19 protein-coding genes and 1 tRNA gene are annotated in these 20,615 nt (G+C 40.1%); 17 read left to right on the top strand and 3 right to left on the bottom strand.

What is annotated here, in order from left to right:
• Positions 1-4: 4 nt before the first annotated feature.
• The 6 genes from recN (at position 5) to PQ478_RS15130 (ending at position 7,017) form a co-directional block, all read left to right on the top strand.
• Positions 5-1,729, top strand: a complete 1,725-nt coding sequence (gene recN / locus PQ478_RS15155; RefSeq protein ID WP_012959642.1) for a DNA repair protein RecN — start codon at positions 5-7, stop codon at positions 1,727-1,729.
• 136 nt (positions 1,730-1,865) lie between these two features.
• The gene (gene spoIVB / locus PQ478_RS15150; RefSeq protein WP_289234763.1) at positions 1,866-3,191 is read left to right on the top strand and encodes a SpoIVB peptidase; all 1,326 of its coding nucleotides are present in this window, start codon (positions 1,866-1,868) and stop codon (positions 3,189-3,191) included.
• 273 nt (positions 3,192-3,464) lie between these two features.
• Positions 3,465-4,265, top strand: coding sequence for a sporulation transcription factor Spo0A (gene spo0A / locus PQ478_RS15145; RefSeq protein ID WP_289234762.1), 801 nt, complete (start codon positions 3,465-3,467; stop codon positions 4,263-4,265).
• 136 nt (positions 4,266-4,401) lie between these two features.
• Positions 4,402-5,526, top strand: coding sequence for a putative cytokinetic ring protein SteA (steA, locus tag PQ478_RS15140; protein WP_289234761.1), 1,125 nt, complete (start codon positions 4,402-4,404; stop codon positions 5,524-5,526).
• The gene (locus PQ478_RS15135) at positions 5,519-6,214 is read left to right on the top strand and encodes a glycosyltransferase family 2 protein (RefSeq protein WP_289234760.1); all 696 of its coding nucleotides are present in this window, start codon (positions 5,519-5,521) and stop codon (positions 6,212-6,214) included. Before steA ends, PQ478_RS15135 begins: the two co-directional genes overlap by 8 nt.
• Positions 6,211-7,017, top strand: a complete 807-nt coding sequence (locus tag PQ478_RS15130) for a hypothetical protein (protein ID WP_289234759.1) — start codon at positions 6,211-6,213, stop codon at positions 7,015-7,017. The genes PQ478_RS15135 and PQ478_RS15130 overlap by 4 nt, the downstream gene beginning before the upstream one ends.
• Positions 7,018-7,066: 49 nt before the next feature.
• Here the strand turns inward: PQ478_RS15130 and PQ478_RS15125 are convergent, their stop codons facing one another.
• Entirely contained in the window at positions 7,067-7,306 is a 240-nt protein-coding gene (locus PQ478_RS15125) for a DUF2627 domain-containing protein (protein ID WP_075680987.1), read from the bottom strand.
• 236 nt (positions 7,307-7,542) lie between these two features.
• On the opposite strand from PQ478_RS15125, the gene PQ478_RS15120 reads away from it, so the two are divergent.
• From PQ478_RS15120 to PQ478_RS15070, 11 genes are all read left to right on the top strand, one after another.
• Positions 7,543-9,591, top strand: coding sequence for a sigma 54-interacting transcriptional regulator (locus PQ478_RS15120; protein ID WP_289234758.1), 2,049 nt, complete (start codon positions 7,543-7,545; stop codon positions 9,589-9,591).
• A 174-nt stretch (positions 9,592-9,765) separates the two neighbouring features.
• Complete coding sequence (gene bcd, locus PQ478_RS15115) at positions 9,766-10,860, top strand: branched-chain amino acid dehydrogenase (protein ID WP_012959634.1); 1,095 nt, start codon at positions 9,766-9,768, stop codon at positions 10,858-10,860.
• Positions 10,861-10,922: 62 nt separating this feature from the next.
• The gene (gene lpdA / locus PQ478_RS15110) at positions 10,923-12,344 is read left to right on the top strand and encodes a dihydrolipoyl dehydrogenase (protein ID WP_289234757.1); all 1,422 of its coding nucleotides are present in this window, start codon (positions 10,923-10,925) and stop codon (positions 12,342-12,344) included.
• A 28-nt stretch (positions 12,345-12,372) separates the two neighbouring features.
• A complete protein-coding gene (locus tag PQ478_RS15105) occupies positions 12,373-13,365 on the top strand; it encodes a thiamine pyrophosphate-dependent dehydrogenase E1 component subunit alpha (protein WP_289234756.1) in 993 nt (330 codons plus the stop codon).
• Positions 13,366-13,380: 15 nt separating this feature from the next.
• Complete coding sequence (locus tag PQ478_RS15100) at positions 13,381-14,364, top strand: alpha-ketoacid dehydrogenase subunit beta (RefSeq protein WP_012959631.1); 984 nt, start codon at positions 13,381-13,383, stop codon at positions 14,362-14,364.
• A gap of 13 nt (positions 14,365-14,377) precedes the next feature.
• Positions 14,378-15,694 carry a dihydrolipoamide acetyltransferase family protein gene (locus tag PQ478_RS15095; RefSeq protein ID WP_289234755.1) on the top strand — a complete coding sequence of 439 codons (1,317 nt, stop codon included), beginning with the start codon at positions 14,378-14,380 and terminating at the stop codon, positions 15,692-15,694.
• Positions 15,695-15,803: 109 nt separating this feature from the next.
• Positions 15,804-16,307 carry a hypothetical protein gene (locus tag PQ478_RS15090; protein WP_289234754.1) on the top strand — a complete coding sequence of 168 codons (504 nt, stop codon included), beginning with the start codon at positions 15,804-15,806 and terminating at the stop codon, positions 16,305-16,307.
• Between the two features lie 130 nt (positions 16,308-16,437).
• Positions 16,438-17,598 carry a metal ABC transporter solute-binding protein, Zn/Mn family gene (locus PQ478_RS15085; RefSeq protein WP_289234753.1) on the top strand — a complete coding sequence of 387 codons (1,161 nt, stop codon included), beginning with the start codon at positions 16,438-16,440 and terminating at the stop codon, positions 17,596-17,598.
• A gap of 133 nt (positions 17,599-17,731) precedes the next feature.
• Positions 17,732-18,157: a BrxA/BrxB family bacilliredoxin gene (locus tag PQ478_RS15080; protein WP_012959627.1), complete on the top strand. Its 426-nt coding sequence runs from the start codon at positions 17,732-17,734 to the stop codon at positions 18,155-18,157.
• 161 nt (positions 18,158-18,318) lie between these two features.
• Positions 18,319-18,678, top strand: coding sequence for a hypothetical protein (locus PQ478_RS15075; RefSeq protein WP_012959626.1), 360 nt, complete (start codon positions 18,319-18,321; stop codon positions 18,676-18,678).
• A 78-nt stretch (positions 18,679-18,756) separates the two neighbouring features.
• Positions 18,757-18,831, top strand: a tRNA-Arg gene (locus PQ478_RS15070).
• 51 nt (positions 18,832-18,882) lie between these two features.
• Here PQ478_RS15070 and PQ478_RS15065 read toward each other — a convergent pair.
• A complete protein-coding gene (locus PQ478_RS15065; RefSeq protein WP_289234752.1) occupies positions 18,883-19,239 on the bottom strand; it encodes a YolD-like family protein in 357 nt (118 codons plus the stop codon).
• Positions 19,236-20,471 carry a DNA polymerase IV gene (locus PQ478_RS15060; RefSeq protein WP_289234751.1) on the bottom strand — a complete coding sequence of 412 codons (1,236 nt, stop codon included), beginning with the start codon at positions 20,469-20,471 and terminating at the stop codon, positions 19,236-19,238. Before PQ478_RS15060 ends, PQ478_RS15065 begins: the two co-directional genes overlap by 4 nt.
• Positions 20,472-20,615: the final 144 nt, after the last annotated feature.

Genomic DNA, 20,615 nt, shown 5'->3' with positions numbered 1-20,615 from the left:
GAAAATGTTAGTTGAATTATCAATCAAACATTTTGCGATCATTGATGAATTAACGATACCTTTTGAAAAAGGTCTAACTGTGCTTACAGGTGAAACGGGTGCAGGGAAGTCCATTATTATTGATGCGATCGGCCTTTTACTAGGAGGACGTGGATCGGCAGAATTTGTTCGTCATGGAGAAAAACGGGCCGAAATTGAAGGGCTTTTCAGCATCGAAAACCATCATCCAGTCATTAGAAAAGCACAAGAATTAGGGATAGATGTCCAAGATGATATGTTTGTTTTGCGTCGGGATATTACGGCTCAAGGAAAAAGTATTTGCCGAATAAACGGAAAACTGGTAACACTAGGGATTTTGCGCGAGATTGGTGGAGGATTGGTTGATATTCATGGACAACATGAGCACCAAGCTCTTCTTCAAGCGGAACATCACTTAGGAATGCTCGATAGTTATGCGAAGTCAGACTTAGCGCAAGCAAAAGCAGAGTATAAAAGTATATTTGAGAGGGCTTCTGCACTTGAAAAGCAAGTTAAGCATTTAAGTCATAATGAACAAGAAATGGCTCAACGCATTGATTTATTAACGTATCAATTAAAAGAAATCAATGAGGCAAAGCTTGAGCCAGAAGAAGATCGTTTATTAACAGAAGAGCGGTTTAAGCTAGCTAACAGCGAAAAGTTATTTCAATCGCTAAATGACAGCTACGGAAATCTATATGGTGATGGAAAAGGCTTGGATTATTTAATGAATGCCATGATGCATCTTGAAGAAGCGGCTTCTGTTGACAAAAATCTGGCACCTCTTCATGAATCAATCAGTAATTGTTATTATTTAATTGAGGAGTCTACATTTACGATAAGAGATCAGGTTGATGGAGTCGAATTTGACCCTAATCGATTGGATTTTATTGAAAGCAGATTAAATGATATTCAACGATTAAAGCGAAAATATGGGGAGAATGTAGAAGACATTTTAGAATACGCCTCAAAGATAGAAGAGGAACTTGACACCATTTTGCACAAAGATGATCGAGTCTTACAGCTGCAGCAAGAGCTTGACACTGCCTGGCATGATTTATACGTAGAAGGCAAAGCAATTACAGACATAAGGAAAAAAGCTGCCAAGCACTTAACTAAAGCTATTCACAAACAGTTAAAAGCTCTATACATGGAAAAGACGGTTATGGATATTCGCATTGAGCCAAAGCCTCCAACTAAATCAAGTCCAACGATTGATGGTAAACAAGTTGCATTTGGGCCTGAGGGGATGGATCAAGTGGAATTTTACCTTTCTACAAATCCAGGAGAGCCGATGAAGCCACTTTCTAAAACCGCATCCGGTGGAGAGATCTCTCGAATAATGTTAGCGCTCAAATCGATCTTCCAAACACATCAGCAGATCACCTCTGTTATTTTTGATGAAGTCGATACAGGTGTCAGCGGACGAGTTGCACAAGCAATTGCTGAGAGAATTCATGCGATTGCAATGGGGTCGCAAGTGCTTTGTATTACACACCTTCCACAAGTTGCAGCTATGGCAGACACGCATTTATATATTGCAAAACATGAAAAAGAAGATCGTGTTCATACATCTGTTACACCGCTTGAATTAGATGAGAAAGTGGATGAAATAGCCAGAATGATCTCTGGGGTGGAAGTGACAGACCTAACTAAACAGCATGCCAGAGAGTTATTAGATCTCGCAGAACAGCTAAAAGAACCACATTAAAATTAATAAGAAGAAAAGCTAGCCAATTAAGGGTAGCTTTTTTCTTTTGCTTACGGTTATAAATGACTCCAATCAAGGCAACATTAGTAGTACAGCCATCATGGAGGTGTGGGCTAGAGCTAGGAGAGTGAAGTGAGTGAGAGGCGATGCAGTTAGAAAATTTATAGGAATAGGATGTCTTCTTTTTCTTCTTAGCTTAGGATTTCAAACAGCTCTAAAGGAGTGGATTGCAATTCCAACATCCATTACTGTCTTTGAAGGAGAAGAAACAACCCTTTATCAAACAAGTCGTGAAAATGAAGGCTTAATGGAAGCTTCGATTCCTGTGATGAGTGATCAGCCGCATATTGCATTTTCTTTAAAAGAAAATAATGCTGGTACTGAGGCAACGATCACCGCTTCAAAGGCAGGGGAAACAGAGCTAAATATGGAAGTATCAGGTTTTCCAGTTAAACAAGTTGATGTTAATGTGCTACCAAATATTAAAGTTATACCCGGAGGGCAATCCATAGGTGTGAAACTTAATACTGAAGGAGTCCTTGTCGTTGGTCATCACCTAGTTCAAACTAAGGAGGGCGATCAATCACCAGGGGAAGACGCTGAAATATTAGTCGGTGATATGATCACGAGTATTGACGGCCATCCCATTCAGCGTATGAGCCAGGTTGCCGAATATGTTCAGGCAGCAGGTGAAGAAGGAAGGCCGTTAAGCATCACTATAAAAAGAGATCAACAGGATTTAACAAAAGAATTGACCCCCCTTAAGTCTAACGGGGAACACTCATATCGTATGGGTTTATATATAAGGGATTCTGCAGCAGGGGTCGGGACGATGACTTTCTATGATCCGGTCTCAAAAAAATACGGAGCTCTTGGTCATGTGATCTCAGATGTAGATACAAAAAAGCCAATCGTTGTACATGACGGCCAGATTATCCGTTCCTCAGTTACGGCGATTGAAAAAGGAAGCAACGGTGATCCAGGCGAGAAACTTGCTAATTTTTCACAGCAGCGAGATATACTTGGTTCGATCGAGAAAAACAGTCCTTTTGGAATTTTTGGGACACTTGCAAAGGAATCACTTAAAAACAATATTCATGATGAACAGATGCCTGTCACCCTATCATCACACGTAAAAGAGGGACCAGCCAAGATCTTAACAGTAGTAAACGGAGAAGATGTAGAAGAATTTGATATCGAAATTGTCAGTTCAGTTCCTCAAAAGCAGCCTGCTACGAAAGGGATGGTTATTAAAGTAACCGATCCTAGACTCCTTGAAGAAACAGGCGGTATTGTTCAAGGAATGAGCGGGAGCCCAATCATTCAGGATGGGAAACTAATTGGTGCAGTAACCCATGTATTTGTCAATGACCCAACGAGCGGATACGGTTGTCATATCGGGTGGATGTTAGAAGAGGCAGGAGTCATTAATCATATTCAAGAAAAAGCCAAAGCGAGTTAACAACCGTTTTGGCTTTTTTCTGCTTTTTTCTAGGAAATAAGGGGGACTTTATACATAAGGTATGGTAAGCTGATAAAGACAACAAAGATTATTCGACAAATCCAAGTATTTCCTCCTTTAATTATCGAAAATGGTCGAAAACAGGAGGAAACAATAGAAATTCTAAGTAAATCAGAAAAAAGCTATTATTTTTCGAAAAATAAAAAGGAATATCATGGTGATTGTCGAAATCGTATCCTATGACAAATTAACAGGAATCGAGGAGGTTGTATTGTGCAAAAAATAAAAGTGAGTATTGCTGATGATAATAGGGAATTAGTAAACCTACTAAATGAATACATTTCTTCACAAGATGATATGGAAGTTGTAGGTGTAGCTTTTAATGGGCAAGAATGTTTAAACACTGTGGAAGAGCAACAGCCGGATGTGTTGGTATTAGATATTATTATGCCTCACTTAGACGGATTAGCTGTTCTAGAGCGTATGCATCAAATGGGTTTGCGTAAGAAACCTAATATTATTATGCTGACAGCTTTTGGTCAAGAAGATGTGACCAAAAAAGCAGTAGATCTAGGTGCATCTTATTATGTGTTGAAACCTTTTGACATGGAAGTGTTGATCTCAAACATCCGGGAAATTGGCGGTACAAAGCGTTCATTTGTACAAAAGTCTTCGTCTACACTTTCTTTTGCACAATCAAATCACTCTAATGATCGAAGTTTTAATTTAGATGCAAGCATCACCAATATCATTCATGAGATTGGAGTACCCGCACATATAAAAGGATACATGTATCTACGTGAAGCAATTACAATGGTATACAATGATATTGAATTATTAGGTTCTATTACGAAGGTGCTCTATCCAGATATTGCAAAGAAATTTAATACGACATCAAGCCGTGTAGAACGTGCGATCAGGCATGCTATTGAAGTGGCGTGGAGCAGAGGAAATATCGATTCCATTTCAAGTTTATTCGGTTATACAGTTAGTCATACGAAAGCAAAACCAACAAACTCAGAATTTATCGCAATGGTTGCGGATAAACTTCGAATCGAACATAAGGTATCTTGAAAAGGTAAGAATCAAGAGCCGAATTAAGAAGACCGGTTGCCTGTCATAATGCAGGCAGCCGGTCTTTTTATTCTCATTTATAGTAATTTTTTTGTATCTGTTCATACTAAAGGCAAACAGGATGAGAGAGGGTTCGATGATGAGTCAAGTGATTTTGGGGCCGATCTATGAGAATAAGCAAACGAAAAAGTTAATTCATCATATTCCAAAAGGGTCAATCGCATTCCTATGGCATGAAGATATTGATTCTGTCTCCGCAAGCGGTCTGATTGAGCGGGGAGTAAGGGCTATTGTAAATGCTTCAACATCGATGACAGGGAGATATGAGCATTCAAATATCGAGATGTTACTATCGGCTGGAATACATGTGTTTGATGTAGTCTGCATGATGGAAAAACAGAAAATATTTGACGGGGAAGAAGCGCTAATTATTCAAGATAAGCTTTATGTGAAATCCTTTGATGGATATGAAGAAATTGCGGCCGTTGCTTCCTATAATTCACAAGTGGTTAATCAATTAAAAGGCCTGGCAAAAGCGTCGTATAGTTATCGATTTGATGATTTCATTACGAATACGCTTGATTATGCTCAGAAAGAAAAAGCAACCTTTATGTTAAAGAAACATCTACCGGAAGTGTTTGACCGTCTAGAAAAACAAAAAGTACTGATCGTAGCTAGAGGCGGGGGGTATGAAAAAGATTTAGCCTATGCTAAAAAGCTGTTAAATCAAGCGGACTTAATCGTGATTGCCGTTGACGGAGCAGCAGACGGACTTAGGAAATTAGGCTACCAACCTGACTTTATTATTGGGGATATGGATTCAGTCAGTGAAGAATCGCTGCAGTCAGGGGCGGCACTTGTTTGTCATTCATATGAAGATGGATATTCTCCCGGCAGCACGCGGTTATCGAGTTTAGGACTGTCTTATCAAACCCTTTCTTTGGTCGGAACAAGTGAAGACATGGCTATTCAAGCTTCTTATTGGTCTAATGCTGATCATATTTATTTAGTTGGCTGCAGGTTTGGAATGAGGGATTATCTTGAAAAGGGTAGGCCAGGAATGGCATCAAGTGTATTAGCTAGAATACAGGCCGGTGATTGCTTAACAGACCTTAAAGGGATTCATAAGCTTGAGAAAAATCACTTAGGCACGATTGTTAATCGGATGAAACAGTTAGAAGCTGTTGTGAGTGAATGGGTAAAAAAAGCAGCTGATAAGAAGGATTGGATTCGAAAAAAAGGGGCATTTCATCATGAGTAATGTCTCAGTGATTATTCCTGCTTATAACGAAGAAGTATTCATTAAAGAGACAATTGACGCTCTGCGCCATATACCTGGATTGCTTGAAATTATTATTATTAATGATGGAAGTACGGACCAAACGAGTACAATCGCTCATCAATACGCAGATCATGTTATTGACCTTTCTCAAAATAAAGGCAAGGGCCATGCATTGAAAATTGGCTGGCAAGCTGCAAGGGGGGAATTCATTGCATGTGTAGATGCGGATCTTGGAAGGTCTGCAATTGAACTGAAAAATCTCATAGTCCCAATACAAGATAATCTGGCGGATTTAGTGATCTCTAAGGTGAAAGCTGGTGATAGAGCAGGTTTTGGCTTCGTGAAGAGAAGAGCGCAATCGATTATTTTAAAGTATACAGGAGCAATGATAGAGGCCCCTTTATCCGGTCAACGAATCTTTCATCGCAAATGGCTCGATCTGTTACTTAACGAAGAATATAATGGGTTTGGTGTGGAGACAAAGATGACGATTGACTTCCTATTAGCTGGAGCAGTGGTAAAGGAAGTGGAGACTCGCATGACCCATAGAGAAATGGGGAAGTCTCCTGCTGGTTTTATGCATCGATTAAAGCAGTGGATTGATATTGAACGTCAACTGAGAGTTATTAGAATGCGATCCGTTCGAATGAGAGTGGTGGAGAAATGATCGCATTACTTATCACTGTTCCGATCATTGCATATATCAGTATGATTGCTTTTCGCTCACTTGGTTGGACTGTGGTCAATTATGAAGGAAAGGCCGTTCCATACAGCTTAGGGGTAATCATTTTGTATGGCTATGCCACTTATTGCATGATTGTGCCTGAAGAAACGTATGCCATTGCATTTTCTTACCAAGCTCTTGCTTATGTTGTGGGGATTTGGTTTTTAGGTTTTATAGATGATCGTTACGGAACAAAGGAACCAAAGGGACTTCGCGGGCATTTATATTTTGTATGGACTAAAAAAATCCCGACAACAGGACTTATTAAGTTGATAGGGACCTTTATTTTATCAATGCTTTTTGTGTATCACCTGCACACAACGTCTATCTATGAAGCATTACGCTATTTTTTATTGTTAAGCTGGCTGCCTCATCTAGCAAATTTGTTTGACACCAGGCCGCTTAGAGTATGTAAATTCACCACAATTATTTTGATTCCAATCCTCCTAAGCTACCCAGCTCCTGCCTTTTTTCTTTTAATATACGGACTGGCTATCTTTTATTTGTGGTTTGTACTTGAAGGCCATAGGCAGGCTTTGCTTGGCGATAACGGATCAACGACCGCAGGAGCAGTCTTAGCGATCATTATTATTCAATTTACACCCACGCACATCCAATGGTTGATTGTTTTTGGGGTAGGATTTTTAATTTTCCTTGCTGAGCGTATCTCTTTTTCAAAAGTAATCAATGCTTCAGGAATCTTAAAATGGCTTGATGGGATTGGCGTTCCATTTCAACAAAAATAGACGAGAAACTCGTATCAGGGTTTCTCGTCTTTTTTGTTGGTTTCGTTTATTATTTTCGTTTTTTAAAGCGCGGGGCAATCTTTCCGTTCTTTTTATCGCGATGAAAGATAAATCCGCCAATGAATCCTAATCCTGCTAAGAATAAAATAAAGCCTGCAATAAATTGAACAGATAAATTGGGATAAGGAGTGTTAAGCAACGTAAAAATAGTATCTCTCATCAGTTTTATTCCATAGCCCGCAATAACGGCTGGTATCACAAGAATCATTAGTGCAATAAATCGTCCCATAATCAATCCTCTTTCATTTCTACAATGATCATCTCTACAATTATTATAGAACTTACATATCAAACGTTAACGAGTGATCTGTTCGCTCATATTCATCTTAATAGTAACGGAAAATCGGAACCTTGTACATGATGAAGGTTGCATGTTCATTAAATTTACGTAATAGTGGATAGTAGAGAAAGCGTTTTATTTGAAGGGGAATAGGGGAGAACCCTTTTTGAGACTGGAGGGATTGTATGAAAAATGTACTTCTTATAGGGGCAGGTATAGGGGGAACAGCTCTTTTACAAATGCTCTTAGACATGGAACATATAGAAGTTCAAGCAGTCATAGATGTAGATCTTAAGGCAAAAGGAATAGAACTCGCCGAAAGACAGCACATTAAAACAAGCTCTAATTGGAAAGAGTATTATACAGAAGATATAGACATTGTGTTCGAAGCGACAGGACGCAAGGATGTGTTAGAGTCGCTTCAAGCTCATATAAAAGAAGGGACTACAATTGTGCCTTCTCGGATTGCTCGATTATTTTTTACATTAATTGAAGAAAAGGACTTTCTTATTCAGAAGCTTAATCAGCATTCTTCTATTCAAGAAACGATTCTTAACTCTACCCATGACGGGATGATTGCCGTAAATGCTGAATCGCAAGTGTTGTTTTTTAATAAAGCGGCATCAAAAATGTCAGGAATTAAATCAGAGGATGCAATAGGTGTACATATTCAAGAAGTGCTTCCAAACAGCGGGCTCCCTAGAGTGATACAAACGAAAAAGGAAGAACATAATAAAAAGCAGCATTTTGAGAATGGGACGACAATTTTAACCACGCGTGTTCCAATGTTTGAAGAGGATAAATGCATTGGCGGATTAGCTATCTTTAAAGATGTTACAGAAATTGTTGAGATGGCTGAACAAGTAACAAATTTAAAGAGCATACAAACGATGCTTGAAGCGATTATTCATTCATCTGATGATGCGATCTCAGTGGTTGATGAGCATGGGAATGGGATCATGATTAATCCAGCCTATTCAAGGCTGACCGGTCTCAAAAAAGAAGAAGTCATTAATCAGCCCGCAACGGCAGATATTTCAGAGGGCGAAAGCATGCATTTAAGAGTATTGGAAACACGTAAAGCAGTGCGCGGTGTACCCCTAAAAGTAGGTCCGAGTAAGCGTGATGTTATTGTTAATGTCGCTCCGGTAATCGTCGATGGACAGATTAAAGGAAGTGTAGGAGTGCTCCATGACGTCTCAGAAATCAAGTCGCTAAATAAAGAATTAAAACAAGCAAAGCGGCTGTTAGAATCATTGAAAGCGAAATATTCGTTTGATGAAATTGTCGGTTCCTCCCAAGAAATGCAAGTGGCGATTGAGCAAGCAAAAATTGCGGCTTCTACACCAGTTACCATTCTCCTCAGAGGGGAATCAGGTACCGGTAAAGAATTATTTGCACATGCGATACATAATGAAAGCAATCGCAGGCATTATCCGTTTATACGAGTAAATTGTGCGGCTCTCTCTGAAACGTTGCTTGAAAGTGAATTGTTCGGCTATGAAGAAGGAGCATTTTCAGGGGCACGCAGAGGCGGAAAAAAAGGATTGTTTGAAGAGGCTGAGCAGGGAAGTATTTTCTTAGACGAAATTGGTGAATTATCAAGCAATATGCAAGCGAAGCTTCTTCGCGTACTGCAGGAAAAAGAGATTGTGAGGGTGGGCGGCACAAAAGCCATCTCTATTGATGTCAGGGTAATTGCAGCTACAAATGTACACCTTGAACGTGCCATTGTAGAAAAAGAATTTCGTGAGGATTTATATTACAGACTCAATAAAATGCCTATTTACATACCGCCGCTAAGAGAAAGAATTAATGATTTATCTCAATTAGCCAAGCACTTACTAACGAAGCTGAACGAAGACTATGGCCGTTACGTCCATGGCCTGACAGAAGATGCCCTCAATTATTTAAAAACGTATCATTGGCCGGGGAATGTCCGGGAATTAGAAAATGTGCTGGCTCGTGCGATGATCTATATGGAAGCGGGATCTACAAAAATAACGAAACAGCATCTGCCTATTCTAACAGAGGAAACGCCGCAGATCTCTTCTAATCAACCTGCTTTTAGAGATGAACATAAAACATTACAAGAGCTGATGGAGGAATATGAGCGCAGTGTGATTATGAAATCAATTGAGGAGTGTGCCGGTAATAAAACAGCTGCTGCCAAACGACTAAATATCTCGATTCGCTCACTTTATTATAAGCTTGATAAAATGGATATTGACTAAATTTGCATGCAATTATTTGCAGGGTGTGATAAAATTTGCATGGTTGTTTGTTAGAAATGGAATGAATAACAGAAAAAACAACTTAAAAAAGGCTGTGTTAGGTTGGCACAGTTTTTGCAATACTAGTAAGTAGCATGAACAAATGAGTTTATTTGTATTTGAGGAGGATGTAAGATGGAACTTTTTAAAGATATGGAATTTCACGACTACGAACAAGTGGTTGTATGTCAAGATAAATTATCAGGCCTAAAAGCCATTATCGCTATTCATGATACGACTCTTGGACCAGCTTTGGGTGGAACAAGAATGTGGATGTATGACACGGAAGCAGATGCTTTTGAAGATGCACTTCGCTTAGCTCGTGGAATGACATATAAGAATGCAGCTGCAGGATTAAATTTAGGCGGCGGTAAGACAGTTATTATCGGAGATCCTCGTAAAGATAAGAACGAAGAAATGTTCCGTGCGTTTGGCCGATATATTCAAGGGTTAAATGGTCGCTACATTACAGCTGAAGACGTTGGAACAACTGTACAAGATATGGATATTATTCATGATGAGACAGATTATGTAACAGGTATTTCTCCTGCTTTTGGTTCATCAGGAAACCCATCACCAGTAACTGCATACGGAGTATATGTGGGGATGAAGGCAGCTGCTAAGGAAGCATTTGGTACAGATGATTTAGCAGGGAAAACGGTAGCCGTTCAAGGCGTAGGAAACGTATCTTATAATCTATGCAGACACTTGCATGAAGAAGGTGCGAACCTGATTGTAACCGATATCCATAAAGAATCTGTAGAGCGTGCTGTAAATGATTTCGGTGCTAAGGCAGTAGATGTAAATGATATTTACGGGGTAGATTGTGATATTTTCGCTCCATGTGCTCTAGGAGCGATCATCAATGATCAAACGATTCCACAGTTAAAAGCAAAAGTGATTGCTGGGGCTGCTAATAATCAATTGAAAGAAGAGCGTCATGGGAACTTAATTCATGAAATGGGTATTGCTTATGCACCTGATTATGTGATTAATGCTGGCGGTGTAATTAATGTTGCCGATGAATTAAATGGGTATAACCGTGATCGTGCAATGAAAAAAGTTGAAGGAATTTATGATAATGTAGCAAAAGTATTTGAGATTGCTAAACGTGATCATCTGCCAACTTATAAAGCAGCTGACCGTATGGCAGAAGAAAGAATTGAACGCATGCGTCGCTCTCGCCGTCAATTCCTGCAAAATGGTCACAGCATTATTTCTCGCAGATAAACTTCTTTACGTGAAAAAGATTTAAATGAAAAAGATTTACCTGAAATAAAGGAGTGAATAGGATGGCTGAAGAATATGATCTTGTCATACTAGGTGCAGGGACTGGCGGTTACGTAGCCGCCATCCGTGCTGCTCAGCATGGCTTAAAAGTAGCAGTGGTAGAAAAAGAAAAGCTTGGAGGCACTTGCTTACATAAAGGATGTATCCCGAGTAAGGCGCTGCTTAGAAGTGCCGAGGTATTTGAGACAGCTAAACGCGCTGATGATTTTGGTGTACAGACAGGTGAAGTATCTCTTGATTTCACAAAAGTCCAAAAGCGTAAAGAAAGTATTGTAGATCAGTTGCACCGAGGTGTACAACATCTCATGAAAAAAGGGAAGATCGATGTTTTCGAAGGAACAGGCCGTATTTTAGGTCCTTCTATTTTCTCTCCTACACCAGGAACCATCTCAGTTGAAATGGCAAATGGGGATGAAAATATGATGCTGATCCCTCAAAACGTCATTGTTGCTACAGGGTCATCTCCACGTACATTGCCAGGGCTTGAAGTAGATGGGACCCATGTGCTTACTTCCGATGAGGCTCTGCAGCTTGAAACTCTTCCTGCATCCATCCTGATTGTAGGTGGCGGAGTTATTGGGATTGAATGGGCGTCAATGCTGCATGATTTTGGCGTAGACGTAACCGTGATTGAATATGGACCGCAGATTCTCCCTACTGAAGATAAAGACATTTCAAAGGAAGCTGCGAAGATTTTAAAGAAAAAAGGTATTAAAATCGTTACAAATGCTAAAGTAATGGCGGACACGATTGAAAAAGGTGACAGCGTTTCCATTAAGGCAGATGTTAATGGAAAAGAAGAAACCTTTACTGCAGAAAAACTTCTTGTTTCTGTAGGACGTACGGCAAATGTAAAAGATATCGGACTTGAGAACACTGATATTCAAGTAGAAAACGGTGTGATCTTAGTTAATGAGTTCTATCAAACAAAAGAATCTCATATTTACGCGATTGGAGATGTGATCGGCGGCTTGCAATTAGCTCACGTTGCTTCTCATGAAGGGATTATTGCAGTGGATCACATAGCAAGAAAAAATCCTGACCCAATCGATTATGATACGGTATCAAAATGTATTTACAGCCACCCAGAAATGGCAAGTGTCGGAATCACTGAGGAAGAAGCGAAAAAACGCGGCCATAATGTGAAAATCGGACAATTTCCGTTTAAAGCTATTGGTAAAGCACTTGTATTTGGTGAAACAGATGGCTTTGTAAAAATTATTGCAGATGCTGATAATGATGATGTGCTTGGGGTTCATATGATCGGACCGCATGTAACAGATATGATTTCAGAAGCGGCACTTGCTAAAGTTCTTGACGCTGCTCATTTTGAAGTAGCTCATACGATTCATCCACACCCGACTCTCTCAGAAGTTATCGGAGAGGCAGCGTTAGCAGTAGAAGGCAAAGCAATACACTCTTAATTCACTTCGTTTAAAAGGAGGAAATACAATGGCTGATAATCGTCATCAATCATTAGGGCTTTCTGATGAAAAGGTGTTAGAAATGTATGAAACAATGCTTCTAGCACGTAAAATCGATGAGCGTATGTGGTTATTAAACCGAGCAGGTAAAATTCCATTTGTGATCTCTTGTCAAGGACAAGAGGCGGCACAAGTGGGGGCTGCATTTGCGCTTGATCGTGAGAAAGATTATATTCTGCCATACTACCGCGATATGGGGGTAGTATTAACCTTTGGAATGACAGCTACGGACTTGATGCTTTCAGGTTTTGCAAAAGCAGAAGATCCAAACTCTGGTGGTCGTCAAATGCCAGGTCACTTTGGTCAAAAGAAAAACCGTATTGTTACAGGTTCATCTCCTGTTACAACACAAGTCCCTCATGCTGTTGGGATTGCACTTGCAGGAAAAATGCAGGGGGAAGATTTTGTTACTTTTACAACGTTTGGTGAAGGGTCTTCTAACCAAGGAGATTTCCATGAAGGAGCAAACTTCGCTGGGGTACACAAACTGCCGGTTATTTTAATGTGTGAAAATAATAAATATGCCATCTCAGTACCAATCGAGAAGCAATTAGCATGTGAAAAAGTATCTGATCGTGCTATTGGTTATGGTATGCCTGGTGTAACAGTAGACGGAAATGATCCACTAGCTGTGTATGCGGCTGTTAAAGAAGCTGCAGATCGCGGACGCAGAGGGGAAGGTCCTTCTTTAATCGAGACAGTATCTTATCGTCTAACTCCTCACTCTAGTGATGATGACGATCGTGCTTACCGCTCTCGTGAAGAGGTAGAAGAAGCGAAGAAGCTTGACTCGATTATTACTTTTGCTGAATATTTACGCGAAGTGGGTCTTCTAACAGATCAATCACTTGAAGAGATGGAAAAACGCGTAGCTAAGATTGTTAATGATGCGACAGAGTATGCAGAGAACGCACCGTATGCTGATCCAGAAAGTGCAATGAAGCACGTGTACGCAGAATAGAAGGGGGGATTTCTCATGGCAGTTATTTCATATATCGAAGCTGTAACATTAGCGCTTAAAGAAGAGATGGAGCGCGATGAAAAAGTATTTGTACTTGGTGAGGATGTTGGTGCTCGCGGCGGGGTATTCCGAGCAACGAACGGTCTTTATGAAAAGTTTGGAGAAGAGCGTGTTATTGATACACCGCTTGCAGAGTCAGCTATTGCTGGTGTAGGAATTGGTGCGGCAATGTATGGAATGAGACCTGTTGCTGAGATGCAGTTTGCAGATTTTATTATGCCTGCAGTCAACCAAATCATTTCAGAAGCAGCCAAAATTCGTTATCGCTCCAATAATGACTGGAATTGTCCAATTACCATTCGTGCCCCTTATGGCGGCGGCGTACATGGTGCACTTTATCATTCACAATCTGTGGAGGCTATTTTTGCAAGTGTTCCTGGCTTAAAGATTGTTATGCCTTCTACTCCATATGATGTGAAAGGTTTATTAAAAGCGGCCATTCGTGATGAAGATCCAGTTCTATTCTTTGAACATAAACGCGCATACCGTTTGATTAAAGGTGAAGTTCCAGAAGAGGACTACACACTCCCGATTGGTAAAGCGGATGTGAAACGTGAAGGTGATGACATTACCGTCATTACATATGGTCTTTCCGTACATTTTGCTCTTCAAGCGGCAGAACGTCTTGAGAAAGATGGTATTTCAGCTCATGTACTTGATTTACGTACAGTCTATCCGCTTGATAAAGAAGCGATCATTGAAGCGGCTAGTAAGACAGGTAAAGTACTACTTGTGACAGAGGATAATAAAGAAGGCAGCATTATGGGTGAGGTAGCTGCTATTATCGCTGAACATTGCTTATTTGATCTTGATGCACCTGTGCAGCGTCTAGCAGGACCAGATGTACCTGCAATGCCTTATGCACCTACAATGGAAAAATACTTTATGATTAACCCAGATAAAGTTGAAAAAGCAATGCGTGAGCTTGCAGAATTCTAATCGGAGGGATCCTATGGCTACTGAAATTACAATGCCGCAGCTTGGTGAGAGTGTAACAGAAGGTACGATTAGTAAATGGCTCGTTCAACCAGGCGACAAGGTAAATAAATACGATCCACTTGCAGAAGTGATGACAGATAAAGTAAATGCTGAAGTTCCGTCTTCTTATACGGGTACTATTAAAGAACTTCTAGTCGCAGAAGATGAGACTGTGGAAGTTGGTGTGGCTGTTTGTACGATTGAAGTAGAAGGTGAAGAATCTTCGAATGCAGCAAGTGCACCTGTTGAAACAGATAAAGCAGAAAGTACAGCAACTGCGCCATCAAATGAACAAGCAGATACTTCTCAAAAAGCTCGTTATTCACCTGCCGTCCTAAAAATGTCTCAAGAGCATGGTATTGATTTAACACAAGTTGAGGGCAGTGGTAAAGGCGGAAGAATTACCCGCAAAGATATTCAAAAGGTCATTGATAATGGAGGCCAGACAAGCAAGCCAAAGTCCGCGTCATCTGTTGCACCTGTACAAAATAACCAAACAAGTACGGAATCTAAAGGAGTGCAGGCACCTTCAGCTAGTCAAGCGCCGTCTGTTGATAAAGCGGACATACCTGTAGCAGCTGGTGATGTGGAAATTCCTGTTTCTGGTGTTCGTAAAGCGATCGCAGCGAACATGGTTAAAAGTAAGCATGAAGCGCCTCATGCTTGGACAATGGTTGAAGTGGATGTCACAAATCTTGTGCATTTCCGTAACAGTGTAAAAGGTGAATTTAAACAAAAAGAAGGATTTAACCTAACATTCCTGCCGTTCTTTATTAAAGCAACAGTTGAAGCTTTAAAGGAATTCCCTCAATTAAACTCAATGTGGGCGGGAGATAAAATCATCCAGAAAAAAGATGTTAATATCTCCATCGCTGTGGCAACCGATGATGCGCTTTATGTCCCGGTTATCAAGCATGCTGATGAGAAAACGATTAAAGGAATCGGCCGTGAGGTGCAAGAACTTGCAACGAAAGTTCGTACCGGAAAGCTATCTGGAGCGGATATGCAGGGAGGCACCTTCACAGTAAATAATACAGGTTCATTTGGATCGGTTTTATCAACACCGATTATTAACCATCCTCAAGCAGCGATTCTGTCGATTGAATCGATTGTAAAGCGTCCTGTAGTGGTAGAGAGTCCTACTGGTGATATGATTGCGATCCGCAGTATGGTTAATCTTTGCTTATCGCTAGACCACCGAGTTCTTGACGGGCTTGTATGCGGAAGATTTTTAGCTCGAGTAAAAGAAATTCTAGAAAATATGACTGAAGATACAACATCCATTTATTAATACTAAAAGCTAGAAAGAAGGACTTCACTCCTACTTTCTAGCTTTTTTACATTATTTACTTTTAATTAGCTCATACTACGACTAATCACTATAGAAAGGATGTTGTTTGATGAAGAAGATCCATGGTTTATTTATCATCATGCAATTACTTGTCGTATTTGTCGTAGTACAAGGGCCGCTCTCGAACATCGTGAGTGCAGAAGAGGCGGTAGAGACAAAAGAGTGTGACTGCTATAAAGATCACGCAAAGCATAAAGATTTTCACAAGTATATGAGAGTGCATAAAGATTTCTATTTTGAGCTTTTAACAGAGAAGTATGCTCCGGAATCTGCAGAACAATGGAAAATGATTCGCACAGAAAGAGATTTGCTTATGAAAAAACTGAGCGAGGCTAAGAAGCGTGGAGAGCTGCTTCACGGAGAAGTGAAATCAGAAGAATGGAAGGAGCAGCATCACTTTTTACAAAAACAATTAACGAAAGCAGTTAAAGAGAGAGATGAAGAGAAGATTTCAACCATTCTACCGCAAATCTTTACTCATTATGAGGAATTGAATAAAGTCTTTCAACAAAGAGTGAATTCACTTTCATCTGTTGAACCGCAAGTTGACTAAAAAATAGCTGTGCCTTTGCACAGCTATTTTAAGTTTTTCGTAAAATTCATGAGAAACCTTTACAAATCGTAGTAATTCCGATATAATTCATAATCGTGATAAAACGTAATCGTTACGAAAGGGGTACGTCATGAAAATAAAATCTAGTTTGTTTGCACTAATACTTGTTCTTTCAACGTTTCTTGCAGCATGCGGGGGCCAGGATCAAGCAGAAGAGTCTGGAGAATCAGAAGAAAATGAGGAAATTGAAGTCACGGAGGAAACTTTAAAGATCTATACAACTATTTTTCCTCTAGAAGATTTTGCTCGTAAAATCGGCGGTGAGTATGTCGATGTTCAAAACATGGTACCAGTAGGAGCAGATGCTCATACATTTGAACCAACTGCACGTCAAATGATTGAAGTGGCTGAAGGAGATGCCTTTATTTATAACGGGGCAGGCCTTGAAGGGTTTGTGGATGCTTTAATCAATACAGTGGGAGAAGAGAACGTTTCAATCGTTCAAGCCTCTGAGGGCATTGATTTAATTGATTATGACCATGATCATTCACATGGCGAGCATGAAGAACATGGGCATGAGGAAGACCATGACCACGAGCATGAAGAACACGGACATGAGGAAGATCATGATCACGAGCATGAAGAACACGGACATGAGGAAGATCATGATCACGAGCATGAAGAACACGGACATGAGGAAGATCATGATCACGAGCATGAAGAACACGGACATGAGGAAGACCATGAGCACGAGCATGCTCACGATCATGACGAAGATCCGCATGTTTGGTTAGATCCTGTTCTATCCATTACATTAGCAGAAAATATTAAATCGACCCTTATCGAGCTTATGCCGGAGCAGGAAGAATATTTTACAGCGAACTTTAACGAGGTAAAAGAGGAGCTTGAGGCAGTAGACGCAGAGTTTACACAAATGGCTGAAGAAGCAAATAAAGATACCTTCCTTGTTTCTCATGCAGGTTATGGCTACTGGGAGGAAAGATATGGGTTGCATCAAGTAGGAATAACTGGCTTATCTCCTACCAACGAACCTTCTCAAAGACAACTGCAAGAGATTATTAATTTTGCCAATGAATATGAGTTGAATTATGTTTTATATGAACAGAACATTTCTACAAAAGTGGCAGAGGTTGTTCAAGATGAAGTGGGGGCTGAATCATTATACCTTCACAATCTAGAGGCGCTTGTTGCGGAAGATGTTGAAAACGAAGAAGATTACTTCAGCTTAATGAGAAAGAACATTGAATCGCTTCGTACAGCACTTGAATAATTGGAAATAGTATAGATAAAGGCTGATGATTTTATTCATCAGCCTTTGTCTTGCTTGCATGAGCGATTTCAGTTGTTCATTAACAATGGAACAGGTACAATAGAAGAAACAATGTTATTGGAGGGTTACACTCATGCAATTTAATTTCTATATGAATGATGTCGTTGAAACAGCTCGTAAAGAAATGGTTGAAGCAGGTTATAAGGAATTAAAATCACCTGAGGACGTAGATACAATTATGAAAGAAGAAGGCACAACGCTCGTTATGGTGAACTCTGTATGCGGCTGTGCTGGAGGAATTGCACGCCCTGCTGCAGCTTACATGAAAAACTACGAGACAACCCCAGATCGATTTGTAACGGTCTTTGCTGGTCAAGATAAGGAAGCTACTGCGAAAGCACGTGAATATTTTAAAGGATATGCTCCGTCATCTCCTTCTTTTGCCTTATTAAAGGATGGGGAGATTCAAATGATGGTAGAACGTCATGAGATTGAAGGGCATGAGCCGATCCAAGTTGTTCAAAAGCTAGAAAAAGCATTTGACCAACATTGTAAGTAATAGATTAAAGCTAAAAAGAACACTTTATACAGCTGCAGCAGATGCTTCAGCTGTATTTACTTGTAATACGTTTATATAAAGCTCGAACGCTAAATCAAGCTTCGCTTCAGTTTTAGAAATATGCTATAATAAGCCAGAATAGAAAAAGGAGTTGGCATGACATGCAATCATTATACGAGCAAATTCAAGTGTATCTAAATATGGAAGAAGAAATCCCTTTCAAAGAGTTTAACAGTTATTACCAAAAGGTTATTAAAGAATTAGGTGATTCTCATGAGCAATTTGATGAGGAAACACTATGGAAAGCATTATTTATCGTGGAAAATGTAATGTCTAATGCTGAGGGCCGTGCGAAAGAAACAAAAGGAACTGAAGCAAAAAAATATACAAAAATGGCACAACGTCTGCAATTATGGGCTAAAAACTTTGCAACTCGCCTAGGACAAGCTGGTTATACAGAAGAAGATATTAATGAGCGTTTCAACACAATGTTTGAAGAAGGCGCACCAGCAAACTCTTAAGCTGCAAGCACTTATATAAGGGGAAACGCTTGACAACTTCCCCTTATATAAGCTACATTTAATAGTGTCATTTTACCGGCGCCTATGGTGAAAGGGATATCACACGAGATTCCGGTTCTCGCGTTGTGGGTTCGAATCCTGCTAGGCGCGCCAATTTGTACATAGTCTACCTCTATTAACGAGTTGATCGTTAGTAGAGGTTTTTTAGTGGTTTGACCTGACATCTACTAGGCTAGTAAGGTCGAGCAGCTGTGTCTCGTGAAAAGAATCTTTAATATATAATCGTTTTTGAAGCTGATCTATACGTATTGGCTCCCCTACGATGGTTTTAAATGTGCCATTCTCCCAATAAGAAAAGTATAACTCGATATGTCTTTTAAGTCCTGCTCCTATAACTCTCTCCATCTCATGTATGGCTTGGTCATCAATCAGTGGTTTTTCTTTAGGCTGATTGTCTTTGAAAAGTGGCAGAATCGCTTCTTTATGTTCAGGAAGCAAAAAGCGACTCCCCTCCCATAGAAGGTTTCCGCGCTGTAATCTTTCTTCTGTTTGTTGTCTCATTTATAATGTCCTCCAATCTTATTTGCTCTCTCAAATACTTGGCCGGCTCTTGTTAAGGAAGAGGCACGAACAAGCGAAGCCGGACCATACCGTGAGTGAATCGAGTCCATCGCAGCCCCGATTCGTTCTTTTTGTTCCCAGCCTTGATCAAATAAGCTTAATTGTTTTTCGGCAGCTGAAGATAGGTTTGTGAGGGTTATACCTACCTGCCTAATTGGCTGGCCATCCCAAAATGTTTTAAACAATGGTACGGCTGTTTCGTATAAATCGAGTCCATAATTTGTAGCTTCTAAAAGCGGCTTTTGTCGTAAAAACGAACTTGGATGATCATAGCTTGCTCCTTTAGCAAATACTTTTAATGTGTCACCAATTACCTTTTTACCTCTCGCTCGTAACGCCACCTCTTCACATAATTCAAGTAGAATTACCTTTATCTCGCTCAATTCTTGGTAATCTCGAGGGAGCGTCATCGCATGGCCGATTGCTTTTTCACCGCCCAATGATTTGAAATGAACCGGTGATGAGTCATACCCGTTTGCAGACTCCCATAACACATGTCCTGGAATACCCCACTTTTTCTTTAAGCGCTCAAGAGGGGTAGTGGCCAATTGTCCGATGGTTCTTATCCCCATATTGTTAAAGTGAGTCCTCATACGGCTGCTGATCCCAAATAATGCTTCCACGGGGAGAGGCCAAATAGTATTAGATGTATCTTTATGCCAAATGGTAAAAAGTCCAGTGCTATTCTTTTTTGCAAAGTGATCACATGCCATTTTAGCGAGAAGTTTATTCTCACCGATGCCAATTCTAGCAAATACACCTGTTTCAGACTTTATCTCCTCTTGCAGCCGTACAGCGAGTGATTGCAAGGAACCAAAAAGATGCGAAGTGTAGGTGACATCAACAAACTGCTCATCAATGGAATAAGGTTCAACTAAATCACTGTACCGCTGTAAAATCGTAGTGATATGCGTAGAAACATCAACGTATGTTTGCATTTTTGGTTTTATAATATATAGATGAGGGCATTTACGCTTGGCTTCCCATAATCTTTCGGCTGTTTTTATTCCATATTTTTTTGCTAGCGGACATGCTGCTAATATCACTCCGCTTCTTCGTTCAGGATCGCCTGAGACAACGGTTGGAACTCCTCTAGATGCAGGGTGAAAGCCCTTTTCAACTGATGCATAGAAAGATTCCATATCAATCAACAATATTTCTCTTCTCTTCATAGCTCCCTCACCTAACAGAACGTTTGTTTGCTTTAAGTATATACGAACAAATGTTCAAAAACAATGGTAAGTTTTAGAGAGAAAAAGGGTTTCCTACATAAGTGTCGAACTCTATTGTTATAGAGATATATGTTTATGGCAGGG

Source organism: Alkalihalophilus pseudofirmus (assembly GCF_029094545.1).
Lineage (GTDB): Bacteria > Bacillota > Bacilli > Bacillales > Bacillaceae_D > Alkalihalophilus > Alkalihalophilus pseudofirmus.
The sequence above is the reverse complement of the archived record's forward strand: the minus strand, read 5'-3'. Positions and strand labels throughout refer to the sequence as shown.